20 protein-coding genes are annotated in these 19,459 nt (G+C 38.9%); 12 read left to right on the top strand and 8 right to left on the bottom strand.

The window, feature by feature from the left end:
- Entirely contained in the window at nucleotides 1–528 is a 528-nt protein-coding gene (locus ACOB80_RS05650) for a glycine cleavage system transcriptional repressor (protein WP_473164850.1), read from the bottom strand.
- Between the two features lie 300 nt (nucleotides 529–828).
- Between ACOB80_RS05650 and bamC the strand changes: the two genes are divergently transcribed.
- Nucleotides 829–1,923: an NlpB/DapX family lipoprotein gene (gene bamC / locus ACOB80_RS05655; protein ID WP_473164851.1), complete on the top strand. Its 1,095-nt coding sequence runs from the start codon at nucleotides 829–831 to the stop codon at nucleotides 1,921–1,923.
- 250 nt (nucleotides 1,924–2,173) lie between these two features.
- A complete protein-coding gene (locus tag ACOB80_RS05660) occupies nucleotides 2,174–3,721 on the top strand; it encodes an HD domain-containing phosphohydrolase (protein ID WP_473164852.1) in 1,548 nt (515 codons plus the stop codon).
- Between the two features lie 60 nt (nucleotides 3,722–3,781).
- Here ACOB80_RS05660 and ACOB80_RS05665 read toward each other — a convergent pair whose 3' ends face one another.
- The 7 genes from ACOB80_RS05665 to ACOB80_RS05695 form a co-directional block, all read right to left on the bottom strand.
- Nucleotides 3,782–4,264, bottom strand: coding sequence for a YchJ family protein (locus tag ACOB80_RS05665; protein ID WP_473164853.1), 483 nt, complete (start codon nucleotides 4,262–4,264; stop codon nucleotides 3,782–3,784).
- A gap of 111 nt (nucleotides 4,265–4,375) precedes the next feature.
- Complete coding sequence (locus ACOB80_RS05670) at nucleotides 4,376–4,774, bottom strand: hypothetical protein (RefSeq protein WP_473164854.1); 399 nt, start codon at nucleotides 4,772–4,774, stop codon at nucleotides 4,376–4,378.
- Nucleotides 4,775–4,889: 115 nt separating this feature from the next.
- A complete protein-coding gene (locus tag ACOB80_RS05675) occupies nucleotides 4,890–5,291 on the bottom strand; it encodes a lysozyme inhibitor LprI family protein (RefSeq protein WP_473164855.1) in 402 nt (133 codons plus the stop codon).
- Nucleotides 5,291–5,593: a YciI family protein gene (locus ACOB80_RS05680; RefSeq protein WP_473164856.1), complete on the bottom strand. Its 303-nt coding sequence runs from the start codon at nucleotides 5,591–5,593 to the stop codon at nucleotides 5,291–5,293. Before ACOB80_RS05680 ends, ACOB80_RS05675 begins: the two co-directional genes overlap by 1 nt.
- A gap of 5 nt (nucleotides 5,594–5,598) precedes the next feature.
- Nucleotides 5,599–6,153 carry a septation protein A gene (locus ACOB80_RS05685; RefSeq protein ID WP_473164857.1) on the bottom strand — a complete coding sequence of 185 codons (555 nt, stop codon included), beginning with the start codon at nucleotides 6,151–6,153 and terminating at the stop codon, nucleotides 5,599–5,601.
- Nucleotides 6,154–6,264: 111 nt separating this feature from the next.
- Nucleotides 6,265–7,485: a M24 family metallopeptidase gene (locus tag ACOB80_RS05690; protein WP_473164858.1), complete on the bottom strand. Its 1,221-nt coding sequence runs from the start codon at nucleotides 7,483–7,485 to the stop codon at nucleotides 6,265–6,267.
- Between the two features lie 92 nt (nucleotides 7,486–7,577).
- Nucleotides 7,578–8,285, bottom strand: coding sequence for an SEL1-like repeat protein (locus ACOB80_RS05695; RefSeq protein WP_473164859.1), 708 nt, complete (start codon nucleotides 8,283–8,285; stop codon nucleotides 7,578–7,580).
- 303 nt (nucleotides 8,286–8,588) lie between these two features.
- On the opposite strand from ACOB80_RS05695, the gene ACOB80_RS05700 reads away from it, so the two are divergent.
- Genes ACOB80_RS05700 through ACOB80_RS05745 form a run of 10 tightly spaced genes read left to right on the top strand, consistent with a single transcriptional unit; the run spans nucleotide 8,589 to nucleotide 19,445 of the window.
- Complete coding sequence (locus tag ACOB80_RS05700; RefSeq protein WP_473164860.1) at nucleotides 8,589–8,864, top strand: STAS domain-containing protein; 276 nt, start codon at nucleotides 8,589–8,591, stop codon at nucleotides 8,862–8,864.
- Between the two features lie 40 nt (nucleotides 8,865–8,904).
- The gene (locus ACOB80_RS05705; protein WP_473164861.1) at nucleotides 8,905–9,267 is read left to right on the top strand and encodes a response regulator; all 363 of its coding nucleotides are present in this window, start codon (nucleotides 8,905–8,907) and stop codon (nucleotides 9,265–9,267) included.
- Between the two features lie 5 nt (nucleotides 9,268–9,272).
- The gene (locus tag ACOB80_RS05710) at nucleotides 9,273–11,462 is read left to right on the top strand and encodes a chemotaxis protein CheA (protein WP_473164862.1); all 2,190 of its coding nucleotides are present in this window, start codon (nucleotides 9,273–9,275) and stop codon (nucleotides 11,460–11,462) included.
- Nucleotides 11,462–11,998, top strand: a complete 537-nt coding sequence (locus tag ACOB80_RS05715; protein ID WP_473164863.1) for a chemotaxis protein CheW — start codon at nucleotides 11,462–11,464, stop codon at nucleotides 11,996–11,998. The genes ACOB80_RS05710 and ACOB80_RS05715 overlap by 1 nt, the downstream gene beginning before the upstream one ends.
- Before the next feature lie 5 nt (nucleotides 11,999–12,003).
- Nucleotides 12,004–12,516: a chemotaxis protein CheW gene (locus tag ACOB80_RS05720; protein ID WP_473164864.1), complete on the top strand. Its 513-nt coding sequence runs from the start codon at nucleotides 12,004–12,006 to the stop codon at nucleotides 12,514–12,516.
- A 2-nt stretch (nucleotides 12,517–12,518) separates the two neighbouring features.
- Nucleotides 12,519–15,647, top strand: a complete 3,129-nt coding sequence (locus tag ACOB80_RS05725; protein WP_473164865.1) for a methyl-accepting chemotaxis protein — start codon at nucleotides 12,519–12,521, stop codon at nucleotides 15,645–15,647.
- Between the two features lie 6 nt (nucleotides 15,648–15,653).
- On the top strand, nucleotides 15,654–16,499 hold the full coding sequence (locus ACOB80_RS05730) for a CheR family methyltransferase (RefSeq protein WP_473164866.1): 846 nt from the start codon (nucleotides 15,654–15,656) through the stop codon (nucleotides 16,497–16,499).
- A 30-nt stretch (nucleotides 16,500–16,529) separates the two neighbouring features.
- On the top strand, nucleotides 16,530–17,186 hold the full coding sequence (gene cheD, locus ACOB80_RS05735) for a chemoreceptor glutamine deamidase CheD (RefSeq protein WP_473164867.1): 657 nt from the start codon (nucleotides 16,530–16,532) through the stop codon (nucleotides 17,184–17,186).
- An 11-nt stretch (nucleotides 17,187–17,197) separates the two neighbouring features.
- Nucleotides 17,198–18,280 carry a protein-glutamate methylesterase/protein-glutamine glutaminase gene (locus ACOB80_RS05740; protein WP_473164868.1) on the top strand — a complete coding sequence of 361 codons (1,083 nt, stop codon included), beginning with the start codon at nucleotides 17,198–17,200 and terminating at the stop codon, nucleotides 18,278–18,280.
- Nucleotides 18,273–19,445, top strand: a complete 1,173-nt coding sequence (locus tag ACOB80_RS05745) for a methyl-accepting chemotaxis protein (protein WP_473164869.1) — start codon at nucleotides 18,273–18,275, stop codon at nucleotides 19,443–19,445. The genes ACOB80_RS05740 and ACOB80_RS05745 overlap by 8 nt, the downstream gene beginning before the upstream one ends.
- Nucleotides 19,446–19,459: the final 14 nt, after the last annotated feature.

Below are 19,459 nucleotides of genomic sequence, written 5' to 3' on the forward strand. Positions count from 1 at the left end.
TTAATGGTGATTACTTACAACTTTAGTAATACGGCCTTGAACGTCAATTTGTTCACATAAAGCTATATAATCACTTTCTAGTTCTTCGATAGATAATTCTTCATTGAGTGCTATTTGTATTGTTGCACTCATGTTTTTACTCTCATTGTCGATTTCAGACTTTAAAGAAGAAATATCGATATTACGTGCAGCAAAAAATGCCGTTACTGCTTTTAGTACACCGGGTTGATCTATGCCTGCATATTCCACCAAGTAATGTTCGGTATAATCTTTTAAACTGTGCTCAGAGGTGCGCTTCATCATGGTAATCAGCTCACGCTTTATCGCCATAGCTGGAAGTTTGGACTCTAGCTGATTTATAGCTTTAGCAGATCCTTCTAGCATCATGATCATGGTAAACTCTAGCCCAAAAATTGCCATGCGACTATCGACGATATTACAACCGCATTCACTCGCTAGTTTCGTGAGGCTACTAACACTACCTGTTCTGTCAGGACCCATAACGGTCAAAACTAAATATTGAGACACCCTAAATTCCGATAGGCTAAAAAAAGGCCGACATTGTAGCTCAATTAAATGTGCTTTGCATTATGTGTAACCTGTGATTAACCAACTATTGATGAATTGTCCAAAATTGCTGAAATTTTTTATAACTTTTAGTTGTTGATAGGTCTTTCTAATATATCCTTGTGTTTAGTGCTTTGTAGCATTACCATGTAGCGCAAATAAGTGACTAAAATAGTGAACTTTATCTAAGTATACTCATCTATGTAGGTAAGTATTTTTATAGTTTCCAACGTTTAGATGTGCGTTTTTTCAGGAGTATTAATGAATCGTCAGTTGTTATGTTGTTCTGTGTTGTCAATTCTTGTCGCTGGCTGTAGTTCGGTAAACAACAAACAAGCTATGGGAGAGTTTGACTACGCAGAAACAGCAGAAGCTAAGCCGTTAACGATCCCCGCTAACTTGTCTGCCCCAAATCAAGCCCAGGAATTTTATGTACCAAGTGACATAAATAAAAAAGGATCAATTGGGAAAAATATTGATGTAAGAGCACCTTCATTAGTGTTACCTGTTGCTAGTGCTTCACGCGTAGAGACTGGTCAGAAGAACGCCAATGTATGGTTTGATCAAGTATTAGAAAATGAATCGATCGAATCATTTGTTGTTAAAGCAATGAAAACACAATTATCGGATGATGGTGTTGGTATCGAATCTATTGACTCAGATAATACTGTGTATGAAAGCCAGTGGTACAACAAAGAAACGATATCTGGTGTTTGGGGTTTTGAATCAATCGATACTACCGAGAGCTTTCGATTTAAGTATCAGTTAGAGAGAAAACCGCATGGAAGAAGTGTCGGTTTGTCTGTTAGCTTAATTGATTACATGAAAACAGATAGCTCTGGTTCAAGTAAAGCAATAGATCCTATTGATCAGGAGCGAGCGGAAATTGCGATGCTTAACCAGATAGTTGCGCAAGTAGATTATCAATATCGTAAGCAAAAACGTGACAACTTATTGTTACGTTCAAAACAAAAGTTAGTTTCCATTGGCGAAAACTTGCTAGGTGAAGATGCTTATCTTGTTGACATGGACTTAGAAAGCCTTTGGTCTAATATGCCTATATTTTTTGAAGACCACGGCTTTACTATTACTGACTTAGACGAAAGTAAAAAGATTTACTATGTCGATTTTGTTAAGCCTGAGGTGAGCCTTTGGGACTCAATTTGGGGAGACGAAGTACCTATTGTCGATGTTTCGAATCAAAACTATCAGTTTGTTTTAGCTGGTTTGGATGCTAGTGATGAAAAAACATCGGTTACTATATTTGACTCAGCAGGGAATGTAGTTTCAGAAGAAACGTTAACCAGGATTTTTCCTGTGATGGAAGTTGGCTTGTCGTTTAGAACTGCATTTTAGCTGCTAATGAATAGTTGATAATAAAGCGTCGCAATAGCGGCGCTTTTTTTTGCTTCAATTAAGCTTAATTTAAGTCATACCCATTTAATGGAATTGGTACAAAAAGATAAATTAATTACAGACTGTCATCAATTTTCTTTTACATTGAACAAAAGTCTAATCGTAAAATTCAACGAATTCCTTGTCATGCATTATTTAGTTTTGTAGCCTACACTTATAGATACCTATGTAAATTAGTGACTTAAAGTACATGTCAAAATTCATATTTAAGGAAGAGTCTGAAGGCGAATCAGCAAAGCAAACCGCAGCAAAGCTAGAAAAATGTTGGCGAATTTTAGTTGTTGATGATGATGAGTCTGTTCACCAAATTACGCGATTGGTGCTTGCCGATGCGATTATTGAAAACAGAAAGTTAGATATTGTTTCTGCTTATTCATCCGCTGAAGCGAAAGAGATCTTAGTCAAAGATCAGTCTTTTTGTATGGCTTTTGTCGATGTTGTTATGGAAACCGATCATGCTGGTTTGGAGCTAGTGGAATGGATAAGGAAAGAGCAGAGAAATCAGTCTATTCGCTTAATCTTAAGGACAGGGCAAGCTGGTAACGCGCCTGAGGCTAAAGTTATTAAAGAGTTCGATATTAACGATTATAAAGAAAAAACGGATTTTACTGCTGGAAAAATGACGACTACCGTATATGCCAGTATTCGAGCGTATCGGGACATCATGACGATTCAGCGAAGTTTAGATGCATTTAAGCATCTGATAAAGTCGACACATGACCTGTTAAAAATCAGTCAATTTCGTCCCTTTGGATCGGCTGCGTTAAATCACTTACTTACGTTAATGGATGTAGAAAGCTCAGCTTTGTACATTGCCAGAAGCCAAAAAGATATAGACAAGCACAGCTCTAATTTAATTATTGCCTGTACGGGAAAGTATGTTTGTGAATCGGACTCTTTAGAATCCTCTAACATAGACCAAGAGGTACAAAAACTGATACAGCGCTCGTTTGATGAGAAAAAGCATTTTAGTAGTAAAGACTACTTTGTTGGGTACTACGAAACTTCAGCGAATGCGAGTTCTGTACTTTATATTGAGTTTGAAGATGACGCAGAGCATTTTCGTTCTAGTCTTGCAGAATTATTTGCAACGAATGTAGCACTTATTCTAGAGAGCTTAACTAAACAACATGAAATAGAGCAAACACAAAATGAGTTGTTGTTTATTGTTGGTGAAGCAATAGAAAAACGCAGTAGAGATAGTGGTGCGCATGTAAAAAGGGTAGCGAGGATTTCAGAGTTATTGGCGAAGAAGTTGCAGCTCGATGAATCTTTTGTTCAAGCGATAACATTAGCTGCGCCTTTACATGATATTGGAAAAGTTGCTATTCCCGATCATATTTTAAATAAACCAGGTAAATTAGATGATTCTGAGTGGGGGATCATGCAATCACATGCCAGTATCGGTGCTGAGCTGCTAAGTAAATCGAAAGCTAGGATCTCTCGATTTGGCGCTCGTATGGCAAAATATCATCATGAAAATTGGGATGGTAGCGGATACCCAGAAGGCCTTTCCGGCGAAGATATACCAATAGAGGCAAGAATTATGGCCATTGCCGATGTGTTTGACTCGTTGGGCTCGCATCAATGTTATAAAGAAGGTTGGGATACAGAAGCAATTAAAGTTTATTTAGTTGAGCAAAGAGGGATTAAGTTTCAACCTGAGTTAGTCGATATTGTTATTAGTAACTTTGACGACTTCAAAAAGATTCGAGAGTTATTACCTGACTCAATTTAATGCAGAGAACTAATATATAAGGTCTATAGCCGCCTCAGTCGCTGCTGTAGACGTTTTTTATTATATGTAGTTCATGCAGCACTGTTTAAATTTCTTGCCACTATTGCAAGGGCAGGGGGCATTTCTTTTTAATTTCGTATAAGTAACACTTTCTTCGATATTTCCATCGAGATAAAACCACTGATCTTGAGTAAAAATAAATCGAGAGGTTTCCGTCATTTTATGTAATTCACGCTCGGCTATATAAAAAGCTGAGAATCGAACGTAATCAACAGTTAATTGTTCGTCTATCGGTGTTAGAGTATCTAACGTGGTAATAGAGCTTCTAGGGTGAACTTCTAACTTGCGCCAAGTTGCTTGTTCAGCCCAAGCAGATAAATCTGCAAGTGTTAATTCTTTCTGAGTTTCTTTGGCATAAGTGTCATAAATATATTGAGCATTTTTATGAGCATAAGCATAGTACCTTGAACGCATCAGTTGTTCAGCCGTTTCAGCATTGCGATTGCCTCTCAAAATTGAGTCACAACACGACGTTTGATCCAAATTACTTCCACATATACACAACATAAAATTGACCACGCAATAAGAAAGATCGCTAGTTTAAACAGATAAACGAAAGATTCCAACGAATTGCTGTGAATATTAGCTTTTTACCTAGTGCACAGTTTGATTGTTTAAAATGACACAGGTGGTTTGAGAGCGTTTCGCTAAGTTTTGTAACTTCACTAATTCGTCTTGTTCTAAACATGCGTTGCATAGGACGATAGCAGAACAAGTACCATGACAAAATGCGCTTTCAATATTAGCTAAGTTTACGTTGGTTTTACTTGCATTAACTCTGAGTATATTTCTGGTATCGATATCGGTATTTTGTTGTAGCTTTTCCAACGATGTATTTTCAGGGTTAATCATTAAAATCCATTTGTTGTCAATTTTATGCTGTTGATAAATTGCTTTGTATTGCGTCGTTAGATCCTCGGCGTTAGTTGCTAGTACTTGAAAGCGTGAATTGTTTTCATCTCTGTAGTGATTAACTGTCGTTTTGTGAAGCATATTTGTCTCTGTATAAAATGAGCTGATGTAATATACAGTACTGTACAGATAAACAGTTGTCAAATTTTAGGACAAAAAAAACACACTCTAGGTGTGTTTTTCTTAAAAAGCCTTTTTAGTTCAATTGGCTAAGCTCTTCTATCCTTGAGAGTGTTTGCCTTATATAACACTTCTTAAAAGCAGGTGCCGCACCGGTAGCTGGCGATATATGTAAATACTGCCATCTACAGTTATTTTCTCGGTAGGTAATAAAGTTACGCTGTGAACGTTTAAACATATCTAACGCAGAGTTTCGTCCAGTTGCAAGAGCAAACTCTTCTAATACAAACACTTGGTTATTAATCCAAGTTTGCAACTCTCGGTCTGTAGCACTTTTTACTATGTCGAGACATTGCGATAACTCGACATTGTTTTTGCTTTGCTGTTCACATGACTCTATCGACTTCTTTTGCGCACTATATGCGGGAAAAGAGCAGAATAGGCTTGCAGATAAAACAAGGATCAAAGATTTCATCATTAAGCTGGCAACACCTTTTTGTATGGCTTGACTATGACATTGTCATAAACACCTGCTTCAATGTATGGATCAGCATCAGCCCACTGTTTAGCGTCAGTTAATGATTCGAATTTGGCAATCACTACTGAGCCAGTAAAACCAGCTTCCCCAGGGTTTTCACTATCAATTGCAGGGCAGGGTCCTGCTACAAGTAATCGACCTTCGTTTTGAAGTTGAGATAATCTTGCTAAATGCTTATCTCGAACACTTAGTCTTTTTGCCAAGCTATCGGCAACGTCTTCACTGAAAATTACATAATACATTGGTGTTACTTCGCGTTATCTTCTTTAGTTTCTTCTTCTGGCAGGTATTTATGTATTGCTATAACCGAAGAAATAGCAAAAACGAACGTTAAGCCCATTAGGCCAAATACCTTAAAGTTTACCCAAGTTTCTTGAGAAAAATTGTAAGCCACATATAAGTTGAGTAAAGCACATACGGTGAAAAAAGCCGCCCATGCTAGGTTTAATTTTGCCCATACTTTTTCTGGAAGACTTAATGCTTCACCCATAAGTTGCTTGATAAGGTTCTTCTTAAAAATTGAATTACTTACCACTAATGCTACAGCGAAAATGCCATTAATTATGGTTACCTTCCATTTCAAGAAAAGGTCATTTTGAAAAAAGATCGTTAAGCCACCAAAGACGACAATAAGCGCAAAGAACACCCAAAGCCTATTTGGTACAGGTTGTTTTTTTATAAAGTAATAACCTATTTGAATAGCAGAAGTCACTATGAGTGAAGCGGTTGCCCAGTAAATTCCCGCCAGTTTCCAAACAATGAAAAAAATAATTAGCGGTAAATATTCGAGAAGTGCGTGCATAAATTTTGATGTTACTAAGTCGTTATTAGATTCTATCTAACAGGTTACCGATCCTTCAACTTAAATGGAAGAAAAAAGGATCGGTAATATTAGGGAGTGTTGATCTTTAACTTAGTCTTTTTGATATCCGAAAGGGTCGTCTATCGAATGGCTTGGCTCAGTAAACCATTTGGGACCGTTCGCCGTCATATAAAAGTGATCTTCTAATCTAATGCCAAATTCGCCCGGCAGAACTAACATTGGTTCATTTGAGAAGCACATTCCTTCGGCAAGTGGAGTTCTATCACTTCTGACCAAGTAAGGCCATTCATGAATATCTAGACCAATGCCGTGTCCTGTTCGATGAGGGCAACCCGGCGTTTCGTAGTCTGGTCCCATGCCACATTCTGCAAGGTAATTTCTTGCTGCAACGTCTACATCGCCACACGGCTGACCTAGTTTAGCTGCTTCAAATGCTGCAAGTTGTGCATTCTTTTCTACTTGCCACATTTCTCGTTGACGTTGGTTAGCATCACCGAATACGTAGGTACGAGTTATATCAGAATTATACCCTTCGACTTGGCATCCTGTATCAATTAATACCACATCGTTTTCTTCGAGTGCTTTAGGTGTTTTCACACCATGAGGATATGACGAATCTTCACCAAACAAGACAATGCAGAAATAGGAACCTTTTGGTGCACCAACGCGTCGATGAGCTTCATCGATAAATGCTTCTACCTCTTTCGTCGTGATTCCTTCACGTAATATACGAGCAACAGCTTTATGAACTTCAATCGTCATATTTTTTGCTGTTTGCATAAGTGCAAGTTCGTGCTCAGATTTTTGACCTCTACAACCAGCCGTAACAGGTTTTGCGTCAACAATATTTAAATCTGAAGAAAGCTGCTTAATGCCATTAACAATGAAAAATGATGTGGATTCATCAAAAGCTAATGTTCCGTTAACGATGCCATTTGCTGACAAACGTTCGACTGCAAGTTGATAAGGGCTCTCATGCTCGTGCCAACCAAAAATTTCACCCTCAACAGCCATATATTGGCGTAAGGTGTCTATTTCGAAGTTCGGCGAAAGGTACTCTAAATTACCGTCTTGAGTGAGCAGGGCACCCACTAATCTTTCGCTAGGGTACCAACGAGTTCCGGTGAAATAATAAAGGTTAGTTCCTGCATTTAAATAAATTGCATCAATGTTATTTTCACGCATTAACGTTTTAGCTTTCTCAATACGTTGTTGATACTCTGCTAAAGTGATAGGTTTGGCATCAATTGCCATATTACTTAATTTTACTAATTCAACTTCTGCTGTTGAACCGCCTACTCCAATAGTCATAGCTACCCTTAAAATATGAAAAATTCGCTGGCATTATCACATGGAATATCTTTTGAAGAAACAAGATATACAATATAAATTAATGCTAAAGGTTATAACTTTTGTTGGGCTAGGGCGTAAAGTTCAGGATCTTGCTCTTTGTACACTTCTACCCTTGCTTGCGCCTGTGGTAAACCTGTACTAGCGGCTTTGATTAAATAGGCTAACCCTTCTACAGGATCTTCTTCTACACCTTCCGCTAAAAAGTAAGCGCGAGCTAAGGCTCCTAGCGCACTTGCATGCTGAAGGTTCGCCGCTGTCATAAAACAGTCGATGGCGTGCGTGTAATCTTTATCTGTGCGGGCAACAAGGCCATTTTGGTAATATTCTTCAGCGTCTTGATTTGGATTATCCTTGTTGATTGCTTCTTCATTGTGAACAGAAGAGTTTGTCGAATTTTGTTGACTGTTATCTAATTCGGCTTCTCCTTCTGTGTTTAACATAGGATCATTTAACACGACATTTTTGATATTCGAATTTTGCGGCTGTTCTTTTATCATATAAGCCATAACTGTGTCATAACGCGAATTCAATTGTTCTATGGTTTGCTGATGAGATGCGAGTTGTTGCTTATAAAATTGAATATCTTGACTGAGTTGCTCTATGTGGCGTTGCTGACTTTGTAACTGCTCTTGGTGAGTTTCTTTAAGACTGTCAATGTGCTCTTGATGAGCTTTATCAATTTTTTCCTGTTGGATAAAGGTTTGAGCTTCAAATTTGCTAAGTACTGACTGCACACTAGATTCATAGTTCGACTTCATTTTTTCAAACCATCGAAATATTTGACTCGGTACTTTTGTATTATTGTTACTCATTGTATAACGCGTTATTTCCATTCGATACGATAAACATTAAATTGACTCACCTATGAAATCAACAAAATAACAAACAATTATTGCGGTTTATCGTTAAAGCATTACCGTCGATCATTTATTGCTCACTTTTGTTATCACAGTGTTAAAGAACTAACTTTTCCCTATTTTTTATTACTTTAGACTTGCGAAAAGGCTATTTTGATATATCTTCAACTTTAACGATGATTAACACACTAATGGAATTAGGCGATGTTTGAATTACCTGTCGAACTCACTATTGTTCAGGTAGACGAGTGTAAAGAAGCTTTCCTTGAATATGTCGAGCAACACGATGAAGTTGCGATAAATGACAGCGAATTGATTAGAATTGATACAATTGGCGTGCAGTTACTGCTTTCAATGTTGACATATGCCATTTCTCAACATAAAACCATTTCCTGGCAAATTAATTCGCCAACCATAATAGATAGTATAAGAAGTTTAGGAATAGATGAACCATTGTTTAATCAGCGAATAGCTGACTAAGCAAAAGCTATTTCGGCTTAATAAAAATAGGACGGAAAATATGACCAAAATTTTGGTTGTTGATGATTCGAATTCAATTCGTGACATGGTGAGCTTTACCTTAAAAAGTGCCGGATACCAGACGGTAGAGGCTGCTGATGGTGTATTAGGCTTAAATGCTGCTAAGTCTGGCTCTTTCGATTTAGTAATAACTGATGTAAACATGCCAAATATGGATGGCATCACCTTATGTCAGGAACTCCGAAAGTTACCCGCTTTTAAATTCACACCAATTTTGATGCTAACCACAGAAAGTTCAGGAGACATGAAAATGAAAGGGAAGGCAGCAGGCGCAACAGGCTGGTTAGTAAAACCTTTCAACCCAGAAAAACTACTTGCAACCATTAAGCGCGTCGTAAGGTAACTACTATGAGCGTAGACCTGTCTCAATTTATTCCAAGCTTTTTAGAAGAGAGCTTTGAAGGGTTGGCTCTAATGGAGTCTAGTTTGCTCGAGCTAGAGCAAGGCGATAGCGAAACTATAAATTCTATATTTAGAGCTGCGCACTCGATAAAGGGAGGGGCAGGTACCTTCGGTTTTGAACAAATTACAGAGTTTACACATCTCGTTGAAACTTTATTAGATGAAGTTAGAGATGGTCGTCGCACTATTGAAAAAGACGATGTTGAGTTGTTATTAAACTCAGTAGATTGTACTCGAATGATGCTAGAAGCTGTACGTGATGAAACAAGCTACGACACTGCGAAAGTAGAAGAAGTAGCGAAGCTTCTTACTGTTGCTCTAAACCAACCAACTGGCGATGAAGTCATAGAGTCAAAAGCTCCGGAGATTGAATCTGCGCAAAAGGCGACATGGAGCATTAGTTTTATTCCTGAACATCACTTAGTACAAACAGGCAATGACCCATTATTGCTATTCAACGCTTTGCGAGACTTTGGCGAGTTAGAAGTTAAAGCCGATTGTAGTCAGTTACCTTCTTTGACAGATAAAGACCCGGAAGAACTTTATCTAAGCTGGCAATTAACATTAGTTTCTGATTCTGCTACGGAAGAGGATATTCGAGAAGTTTTTGAATGGGTAGAAGATGAATGTCAATTAGACGTTTCGCAAGAAGAAGCTGAGCAAGTAGTTGTTGATCCAACTGAAACTATTAACAGCAATATCGGTGGTGAACAACAAGATACTATTGAAAACGCTTCTGTTGACTTAGTTGAAAGTGAAGTAGTAGGAGAGAGTGAGCCTCTAACTGATGCTAATAACGCAAATGGAACTGCACAAGTTGCCTCTTCTATACCAACAAATTATGGTGGAAATGGAGAAGGCACGAACGCCAAAGCGACAGAAAAAGTAACGAGTACACCTAAAGCCAAAACAGATTCTGGTTCTATCAGAGTTGGCGTTGACAAAGTAGACAATTTGATCAATTTAGTAGGCGAGCTCGTTATAACGCAATCTATGTTATCGGAATTGGGTAACGACTTTGATATCTCTAAAGTTGAGAGATTAACCAACGGGCTTGAGCAACTTCTGCAAAATACTAAAGAATTGCAAGAAAGTGTTATGCGTATTCGCATGCTACCAATTAGCTTTTCTTTTAATCGATTTCCACGACTTATTCATGATCTTTCTAGAAAAACAGGTAAGGAAATCGAGCTTATCATCAAGGGTGAGCAGACCGAGTTAGATAAAACTGTCATGGAACAAATCGGTGACCCACTTGTTCATCTAGTGAGAAATGCGGTGGATCACGGTATAGAGCCTGCTGACGTCAGAATAGCAAATGGTAAACCTGAAAAAGGCACTATTACGTTAGATGCATACCACCAAGGCGGTAGTATTGTTATCGAAATTTCTGATGATGGCGGTGGCATTAATCGTGATGCTGTTATGGCAAAGGCTATCGAGAAAGGCGTTGTTGACGCTAACGCCGTTCTGACAGACCAACAAGTGTATGAACTTATTTTTGAACCCGGCTTTTCAACCGCAAAAGAGATTAGTGATATTTCGGGGCGTGGTGTTGGGATGGATGTTGTTAGAAAGAACATTCAAGCTTTAGGTGGTCGTATTCAGATCGAATCGGAGCTAGGAAAAGGATCGAAGTTTAAGGTTAACTTACCACTTACGCTCGCTATCGTTGATGGTCAACTAGTTAGGGTGGGGAGTGAAACATATATTATTCCACTGATTACAATTGTCGAATCGCTGCAAGCAAAAGAAGAGCTGATTAATCGTGTTTCTGGCAATATGGTTTTATATCGCTTGCGAGAAGACAACGTTCCTGTTTTACCTATTTATCAATTGTTTAATTTGCCGGCCGATTCGAAAGACATTGAAAATGCACTCTTAGTGGTAGTTGAAGCCGACGGTCAAAAAGTGGGGTTGATGGTAGATGATTTGCTTGCTCAACAACAAGTGGTTATCAAAAGTTTGCGAGACAATTACCAACAAGTAGAAGGTATTTCAGGTGCGACAATTTTAGGAGATGGTTCCGTAGCAATGATTTTAGATGTCCCCGGTTTAATTTCTTTAGCTATGCAGAGTAATTCAGGCAACAGTGCTCGAGAAGTAGAGTCAATACTTGAAAGGGAGCCATGCTAATGGATATTCAGAGTTTAGCTGGACAAATCCCTGTTGAGGGAGAGTACTCTTTAGAAGGGATAGACTTTATCACCAGCGGTGAACAATATCTTACGTTTAAATTGGCCGAAGAGCAGTACGGTATTGATATATTGTGTGTTGAAGAAATACGAAGTTGGGAAAAGCCCACAGTTATTCCGAACGCCCCTAAACACGTTTGCGGTGTTATAAATATGCGCGGTGTTATTGTCCCTATTGTAGACTTGCGCATTAAGTTCAATATTGGGGAAGCACTGTACAGTGATACCACCGTAGTCATTGTATTGAACCTTGAAAATGAAGGTGTTTCTAAAACAATAGGCTTTGTTGTAGACGCGGTATCAGATGTTTTAAACGCTGAAGAGTCTGATATTAAGGACGCCCCGGCTTTCGGTGGCTTGGTACCACAAAAGTTTATTTCTGGGCTCGTTAATGTCGGAGATAACTTAGTGACTTTATTAGATAATGCTGCCATGCAGCACCTTGAACCTCATACTAACCAAACTAAGTTAAGGTAACTGAAATGGAACAAGAGTTTTTAACCTTTTTTCTAAATAACGAGGAGTATGGTGTCGACATACTGTGCGTTCAAGAAATTAGAGTTTGGTCCAAAGTGACAGAGTTACCGAATAAACCCGATTACATAAAAGGTGTTATTAACTTACGTGGCGTAATTATTCCTATCGTCGATTTACGTCAACGTTTTGGTATGGACGCTCTAGACTACAACGAGCAAACGGTAACTATAATTTTAAGAAGTCATCAAAGTACAAATTCTCAAGCCGTCGGAATTATCGTAGATGCGGTATCAGAGGTGTATAAATTTTCACCCGAATCAATTCGAAAAGCGCCTGATTTTGGTAGTAACATCGATTCTTGTTTTATCAAAGGGCTTACGTCTGTGGACGATAAATTAGTGATTCTTCTCGACACGATAGCTTTGTTAGCGCAAGAAGAGCTGTATCAAATTAATGATGACATGTCACTCACTGGGAGGCTTGACAGAGAACAACTCTGCCCAGAAACGGAGGTCTGATAATGACACCAAAACAAATTAGTTTAGTTCAAGAATCATGGCAAGATGTTGTACCTATCGCCAAAGAGGCTGCCGAATTATTCTATCAAAATTTATTTGAATTAGACCCTAGTTTACGGCCACTCTTTAAAGACGATTTAACTGAACAACAGGACAAGCTTGTTGCTATGCTTGACACTGCTGTTAAATCACTAAGTGACATTGAAAAGTTAACACCCGCATTAGAAAAATTAGGGCAACGACATCTCCAGTATGGCGTTAAACCTGAACACTACTTAACAGTAGGAAAAGCATTAATACAAACCCTGAAAACAGGGTTAGGTGAAAAATTTACTGTTTCTTACGTAAGGGCGTGGAATGCAGTATATAAACAACTCACTAAAATCATGGTAGATGCTGCAGAAGTGTTGTCGCAGCCAGCAACACGAGAAGGGCAGAATATGAGCGATTCGAATTCAGACCAAAGTCAGTTTATACAAGCAGCGCTTGAGCAATCAGGCACGGCTTTTATGATGATTAATCGAGACTTTATTGTCACCTATGTAAATGCGGCGACGATGAAGTTACTAAAAGAGCATGAAGCTGTTTTTCGTATGAAATGGCCTGAATTTAGTGCAGACAAAGATAACATTCTAGGCACCTGCATTGATGTATTTCACGTAAATCCTGCGCATCAAAGAACAATGTTAGATGATCCTAACAACTTACCTTATGTTACTGACATTGAAATAGAACATTTAACCATTGAGCTTAATGTAACTGCCATCATAGATGAAGATGGAAATTACATCGGTAACTCACTAGAGTGGAGTGACGTAACAGAAGCTCGAGCAGCAGCGAATAAAGCTGTCCAACTTCAAGGAGCGATTGATCAATCAGGTACCCCTAATATGCTGATTGATAGAGACTTTAATATTACTTATGCCAATAAAGCGACATTTGAGCTGTTAAAGAAGCATGAACAAACATTTCAACTGAAATGGCCTGGTTTTTCAGCTAATGAAGATAAAATTATTGGCACAAACATCGATGGTTTTCATAAAAATCCTGAACATCAGCGAAAGCTATTAGCAGATCCTAACAACTTACCTTACCAAGCTGATATCCACATTGAACATTTGACCTTTGAACTCAACGTAACTGCGGTTTTAGATGCTGCTGGTAGTTACATAGGCAACTCATTAGAGTGGAGCGATGTAACTGATGTGCGCGCCGCAGCAAATAAATCTGCACAGTTACAAGGAGCTGTGGATCAATCAGTAACGCCAAGTATGCTAATTGATCGAGACTTTAATATTACTTATGCAAATAAAGCGACATTTGAGTTGTTAAAGCTTCATGAACGTACATTTCAAAATAAGTGGCCGGGTTTTTCAGCAGATGAAGATAAGATAATAGGTACTAATATCGATGGTTTTCATCAAAACCCTGCGCACCAAAGAAAGCTGTTAGCCGATCCTAATAATTTACCGTATAAAACAGATATACACATTGAGCATTTGACCTTTGAACTCAATGTTACCGCAGTGCTAGATGCGGCAGGTAATTATATTGGTAATTCACTAGAATGGCAGGATGTAACAGAAGTTAGAGCTAAATCCGTTGAAGTTGGTCGCTTAATGTCAGCAGTTGAAGGCATGTCGACGAATCTAATGATGGCTGATTTGCATGGCAATATTGTGTATGCAAACCCGTCAGTTAAGACCATGCTAAAACGACGTGAAGCACAACTACAAACTGTATTAACTGCGTTTAGTGTCGATACCATGATCGGGACTAACTTCGATGCATTTCATAAAAACCCTTCTCATCAACAAAATTTACTTGGTAATCCTGAAAACATGCCATATAGAACTGAAATTTCAGTTGTTGGCTTGACCTTTGAATTAATTGCTATTGCGTTGAGAGATGAAAGCGGCAATCACGTAGGCACTGCTGTGCAGTGGTTAGATTTAACCGAAGAAAAAGACGCTCAAGGCCAAGTTGAAGGATTAATTAACGATGCTATTTCTGGCCAACTGGATAGCCGTATTAATACGTCTGAATACCATGGGTTCATGAAAGACCTAGGCCAAGGTATTAATAATTTAATGGATGCTGTCGTAGCGCCTATTACAGAGGCTATTAATGTTGCTCAGTCGCTTTCTGAAGGTAAGCTAACAGAAACTATGGATGGCAATTACGCTGGCGAATTTTTAGCACTAGCGCAAGCGATGAATGGCTCTATAAATAACCTTAGTAACATGGTTGATGAAATTAGAACAGCTTCAACAAATGTCTTTGATTCGTCTCGAGAATTAGCTGAAGGAAATAATGAGCTAAGCCATAGAACCGAATCACAAGCCTCTAGTCTTGAAGAAACGGCGTCTGCAATGGAAGAGCTAACAAGCACGGTTCAGCAGAATGCCGAAAATGCTACTGAAGCGAGTAAATTATCTAACTCGGTGATGGAAAAAGCGACCAACGGTGGAGATGTTGTTAAAAATGCCATCGATGCGATGAGCGATATTAACAAGTCGAGTAAGAAAATTGCCGATATTATTAGTGTAATAGACGAAATAGCCTTCCAAACCAACTTACTTGCCTTGAATGCTGCGGTTGAAGCCGCGCGAGCCGGCGAGCAAGGTAGAGGCTTTGCAGTTGTTGCAGCTGAAGTACGCAATTTAGCGCAGCGCTCTGCTGGCGCTGCTAAAGAAATTAAGAGCCTAATCAACGATAGTGTGGAAGCCGTTGGTCAGGGTACTAAATTGGTTGACGAAACGGGTCAAACGTTTACTGAACTGGTTACTTCAATTGAGGAAGTTGGCAAGATGATCAGTGACATTGACAGCGCAGGTAAAGAGCAGTCAGCTGGCATAGGCGAAGTTAGCGCAGCAGTGAGTCAAATGGACGAAATGACCCAGCAAAACGCGGCATTAGTGGAAGAAGCGGCTGCATCGAGCAAGTCAATGGAAGATCAAGCTCAAGCCTTATTGGAGCAAGTAGCATTTTTCGATAATGGTGAAGCAACCCCTTCATCTAGTATGGGACAGTCAAACAGACGGTCTTCTGCACAACGGGCGACTATACCTAAACCTAAAACGAGAGAAAGAGTAAAAACGCTGTCTGATCAAGAGTGGGAAGAGTTTTAAACGACAATGAATGCCGTTAGGGATCCCGCTTTTGAATTAAGCGATAAAGAGTTTAAGTATATTTGCCAGCTCGTTTATGACTTTGCTGGCATTGTACTTAATCATAGTAAACGCGAAATGGTGTACAGGCGCCTAACTCGAATCGTTAGAGAAAGAAAACTAAACTCATTTCGTGAATATTATCAGATATTAAAGGCGGATCCGGAAAAAGAACGGGTTTATTTTGTTAATGCGATAACGACAAACTTAACCAGCTTTTTTCGTGAGAATCATCATTTTGATTATTTACGAAACGAGTATTTACCTTATTTAATTTCAAATAATAATAGCTCTAAACGAATCCGAGTATGGTCTAGCGCCAGCTCGACAGGTGAAGAACCTTATAGTATCGCGATGGTTTTAGAAGATGTTCTTGGCCAATATCGACGGTCGTGGGACATAAAGCTTTTGGCAACAGATATTGATTCAAATGTATTAAGCCATGCAGTTTCGGGCATTTATGATGAAAAGCGTATTGAGGGCCTAACACCTGAATATGCTTCTCGTTTTTTAACCAAGGGTAAAGGTGCGAATGCTAGCAAGGTAAAAGTTAACGATAGGGTTAAGAGTTTAATTACGTTTAAGCAACTTAACTTATTACATGATTGGCCGATGAATGGTCCGTTTGACATTATATTTTGCCGAAATGTCATTATCTATTTTGACAAAGAAACGCAAAACGATTTGTTTGATCGCTTTTACGATATTTTAGCCCCAGGCGGATTATTGTTATTAGGGCACAGCGAGAGTTTGGGACAATACCAAAAATATTTTGAGAATATTGGCCGAACTATTTTTAGAAAACCTGCTTAAGGTTGAATTCAGACGCGTGAATGTAGAGAAATGATAAGAAAGCACAGTGAAGTGGACCAGTGCATTGAAAATTGCTTACCTGAGTTCTCACATGTAAACCATTACTGGGATAAATATCGCAGTAAAGTTGTCGCAAAAATACTACCGGGCGAGTTTTATATGACTAGTGAAGACGTCATCATTGCAACGACTTTAGGCTCATGTATTTCGGCGTGTATTTGGGATGAACGTGTAGGTATTGGTGGCATGAACCATTTCATGTTGCCTTTAACTGACAAAGAAGCCCATGAAGTAGATTGGGGACAAAGAGGGTTAGCATCTGATGCTACCCGATACGGCAACTTTGCCATGGAACATTTAATTAATATGATTTTGAAACATGGAGGACGTCGCGTTAACTTGCGAGCAAAAGTCTTTGGTGGCGGAAAAGTATTAAAGAAAATGTCAGATGTAGGGCAGCGAAACACCGAGTTTGTTTTAGATTATCTAGAGAAAGAAAATATTGAGTTATTAGGCGCAGATTTAGGGGAAATTTACCCTAGAAAAGTATTGTTTGAACCAAGTTCAGGCAGAGCTTTTGTTAAAAAACTTGATAATTTACATAATGATACAATTGCTAGGCGTGAATCTGATTACCGCTCTAGCATTGACAAAGAGCCAGTGGATGGCGATATCGAATTATTTTAGGATGTTTTTTCATGAATAAAACAAAAGTCCTTATCGTTGATGATTCAGCAACAATAAGAACCATAGTTAGAGAAATTATTAATCTTGACCCACAACTGACGGTTGTAGGTGAGGCTAAAGATCCGTTTGAAGCGAGAGAAAAGATCAAAACGCTTCAACCTGATATTATTACCCTTGATGTTGAAATGCCCAAAATGGATGGCATTACCTTTTTGAGCAATCTCATGAGGTTAAGGCCAATGCCGGTGATTATGCTTTCAACATTAACCACACAAGGTGCAGATATAACGCTGCAAGCGTTAGAAATTGGTGCAATTGACTTTATTGCCAAACCTAGCTTTGAAGAGCTGATCAAATCTAAAGATAGCTTTAAAGATGCCTTACTGGCCAAATTAAAAGCTGCTGTTGGTATTGACCAGCGTAATTTAGCATTAGACAAGGCGCGCAGTATAAAGTCTGAAGAAAGCAACGATTTTCCAGGATCAAAAAGGCTGAATCACATCGTGGCCATTGGTGCTTCTACTGGCGGCACTGAAGCAATTAAAAGCTTGTTGGTGAATATGCCTGAAAATTGCCCTCCGATTGTCATAACGCAACACATCCCAAAAGCCTTTAGCGGACGATTTGCTAGCCGTTTAAATGAGCATTGTTCGATTACCGTTGAAGAAGCACAACATGGCCAAAAGATAAAAGCCGGTCACGCATATGTTGCACCAGGCGACTTACATTTAACTATTTCCGCAAAAGGCAGTTCACTTTTTTGTCATTTAAATGATAGAGAGCCAGTTAATCGTCACAAACCGTCAGTAGATGTACTTTATGATTCTTTAATTCCAATTGCAGATAACGTACAAGCGATATTACTTACCGGTATGGGGCAAGATGGTGCGCAAGGAATGTTAGAACTTAAACAAGCGGGCGCTCGAACCATTATTCAAAGTAAACAAAGCAGTTTGATTTGGGGCATGCCAGGAAGTGCACATGCATTGAATGCCCATACAGATGAGCTTCATTTAGATCAAATAAGAAATAGTATGCTTGAATTTGCGACGCTTAATAAACTTCAAATGCAAAAGGCATTAGCACATGAATAAAATCACACAGGTCGCTGCAGGTGCCGGCTTAGCGGTTATTGTTTCGAGTATTCTTGTTTGGTTAGACAATTCGCCGTGGTTGATATCGCTTATTAACATTTTGGTACTATTTGCAGTCGCTTATTTGCTTAAGCTTTCAAAACCTGGTGAACCAGTAAAAATTCAGCAATCTAACCATACAAACCAACAGGATATTAAAGACTTATTAAGTAGGCTTGAGACAAGTCTAGAACAACAAGCTCATGTGATTGAATCGGAACTAGAGCGCTCTAAGATGATCATGTCAGATGCTATTAGAGGGATCTCGTCAAGTTTTACAGAGCTTCAGCAGCTAATATCTGACCAACAAGAATTGATCAATGCTGTGATTTCTAACCAGCATCATTTAGGTGAAAATGAAGATGTAACGCTCGAAACATTTGTTGAAAGCTCCGACAAAACGCTACAGTCGTTTGTAGATGTTATTGTTTCAACCAGTAAGCAAAGTCTAGAAACCATGGCCTATACCGATGATATGGTTAAACAATTTGAAGGTATTTTTAATTTGATCAGCCAAGTTGAAAGCTTGGCGAGTCAAACTAATCTACTTGCCTTAAATGCCGCGATTGAGGCGGCACGAGCAGGCGACGCGGGTAGGGGCTTTGCTGTAGTTGCCAATGAAGTTCGAGCGTTATCTATTAATTCCACAGAATTAAACAATGATATTCGTAATCAAATAACGAATGCTCAAGAGATTATTGAAAATTTACGTCAATCAGTAGAGCACATGGCTTCAGCTGATATGACTGGCACGTTAGAGGCGAAAGAAAACGTTAGTTTGATGATGGACAACGTGAATCAAATGAACGTACGTAATGCTGAAATTATGAATGCAATTGCTCAGATAACACCAAAAATTAGTGAAAGTGTAGCATTGGGGGTTCGTTCCTTACAGTTTGAAGATCTAGCGAGTCAAAGCCTGACATCAGTCAACTGTAATGTTGAGCATATTAGAGGGTTGTCAGACAAAATTAGACACTTAAGCACTTTAAGCGCTATAGAAAGTGAACATGTCGTTGAGTTAAAACAATACTGTCAAGAACTAGACATGACGTTAGAAGAATCGGATAAAAATAGAAGCGTTACTCAATCTTCCATGGATGAAGGTGACGTTGAATTATTTTAGTTAGTTTTAAGGAG

Source organism: Thalassotalea coralli, assembly GCF_055786205.1.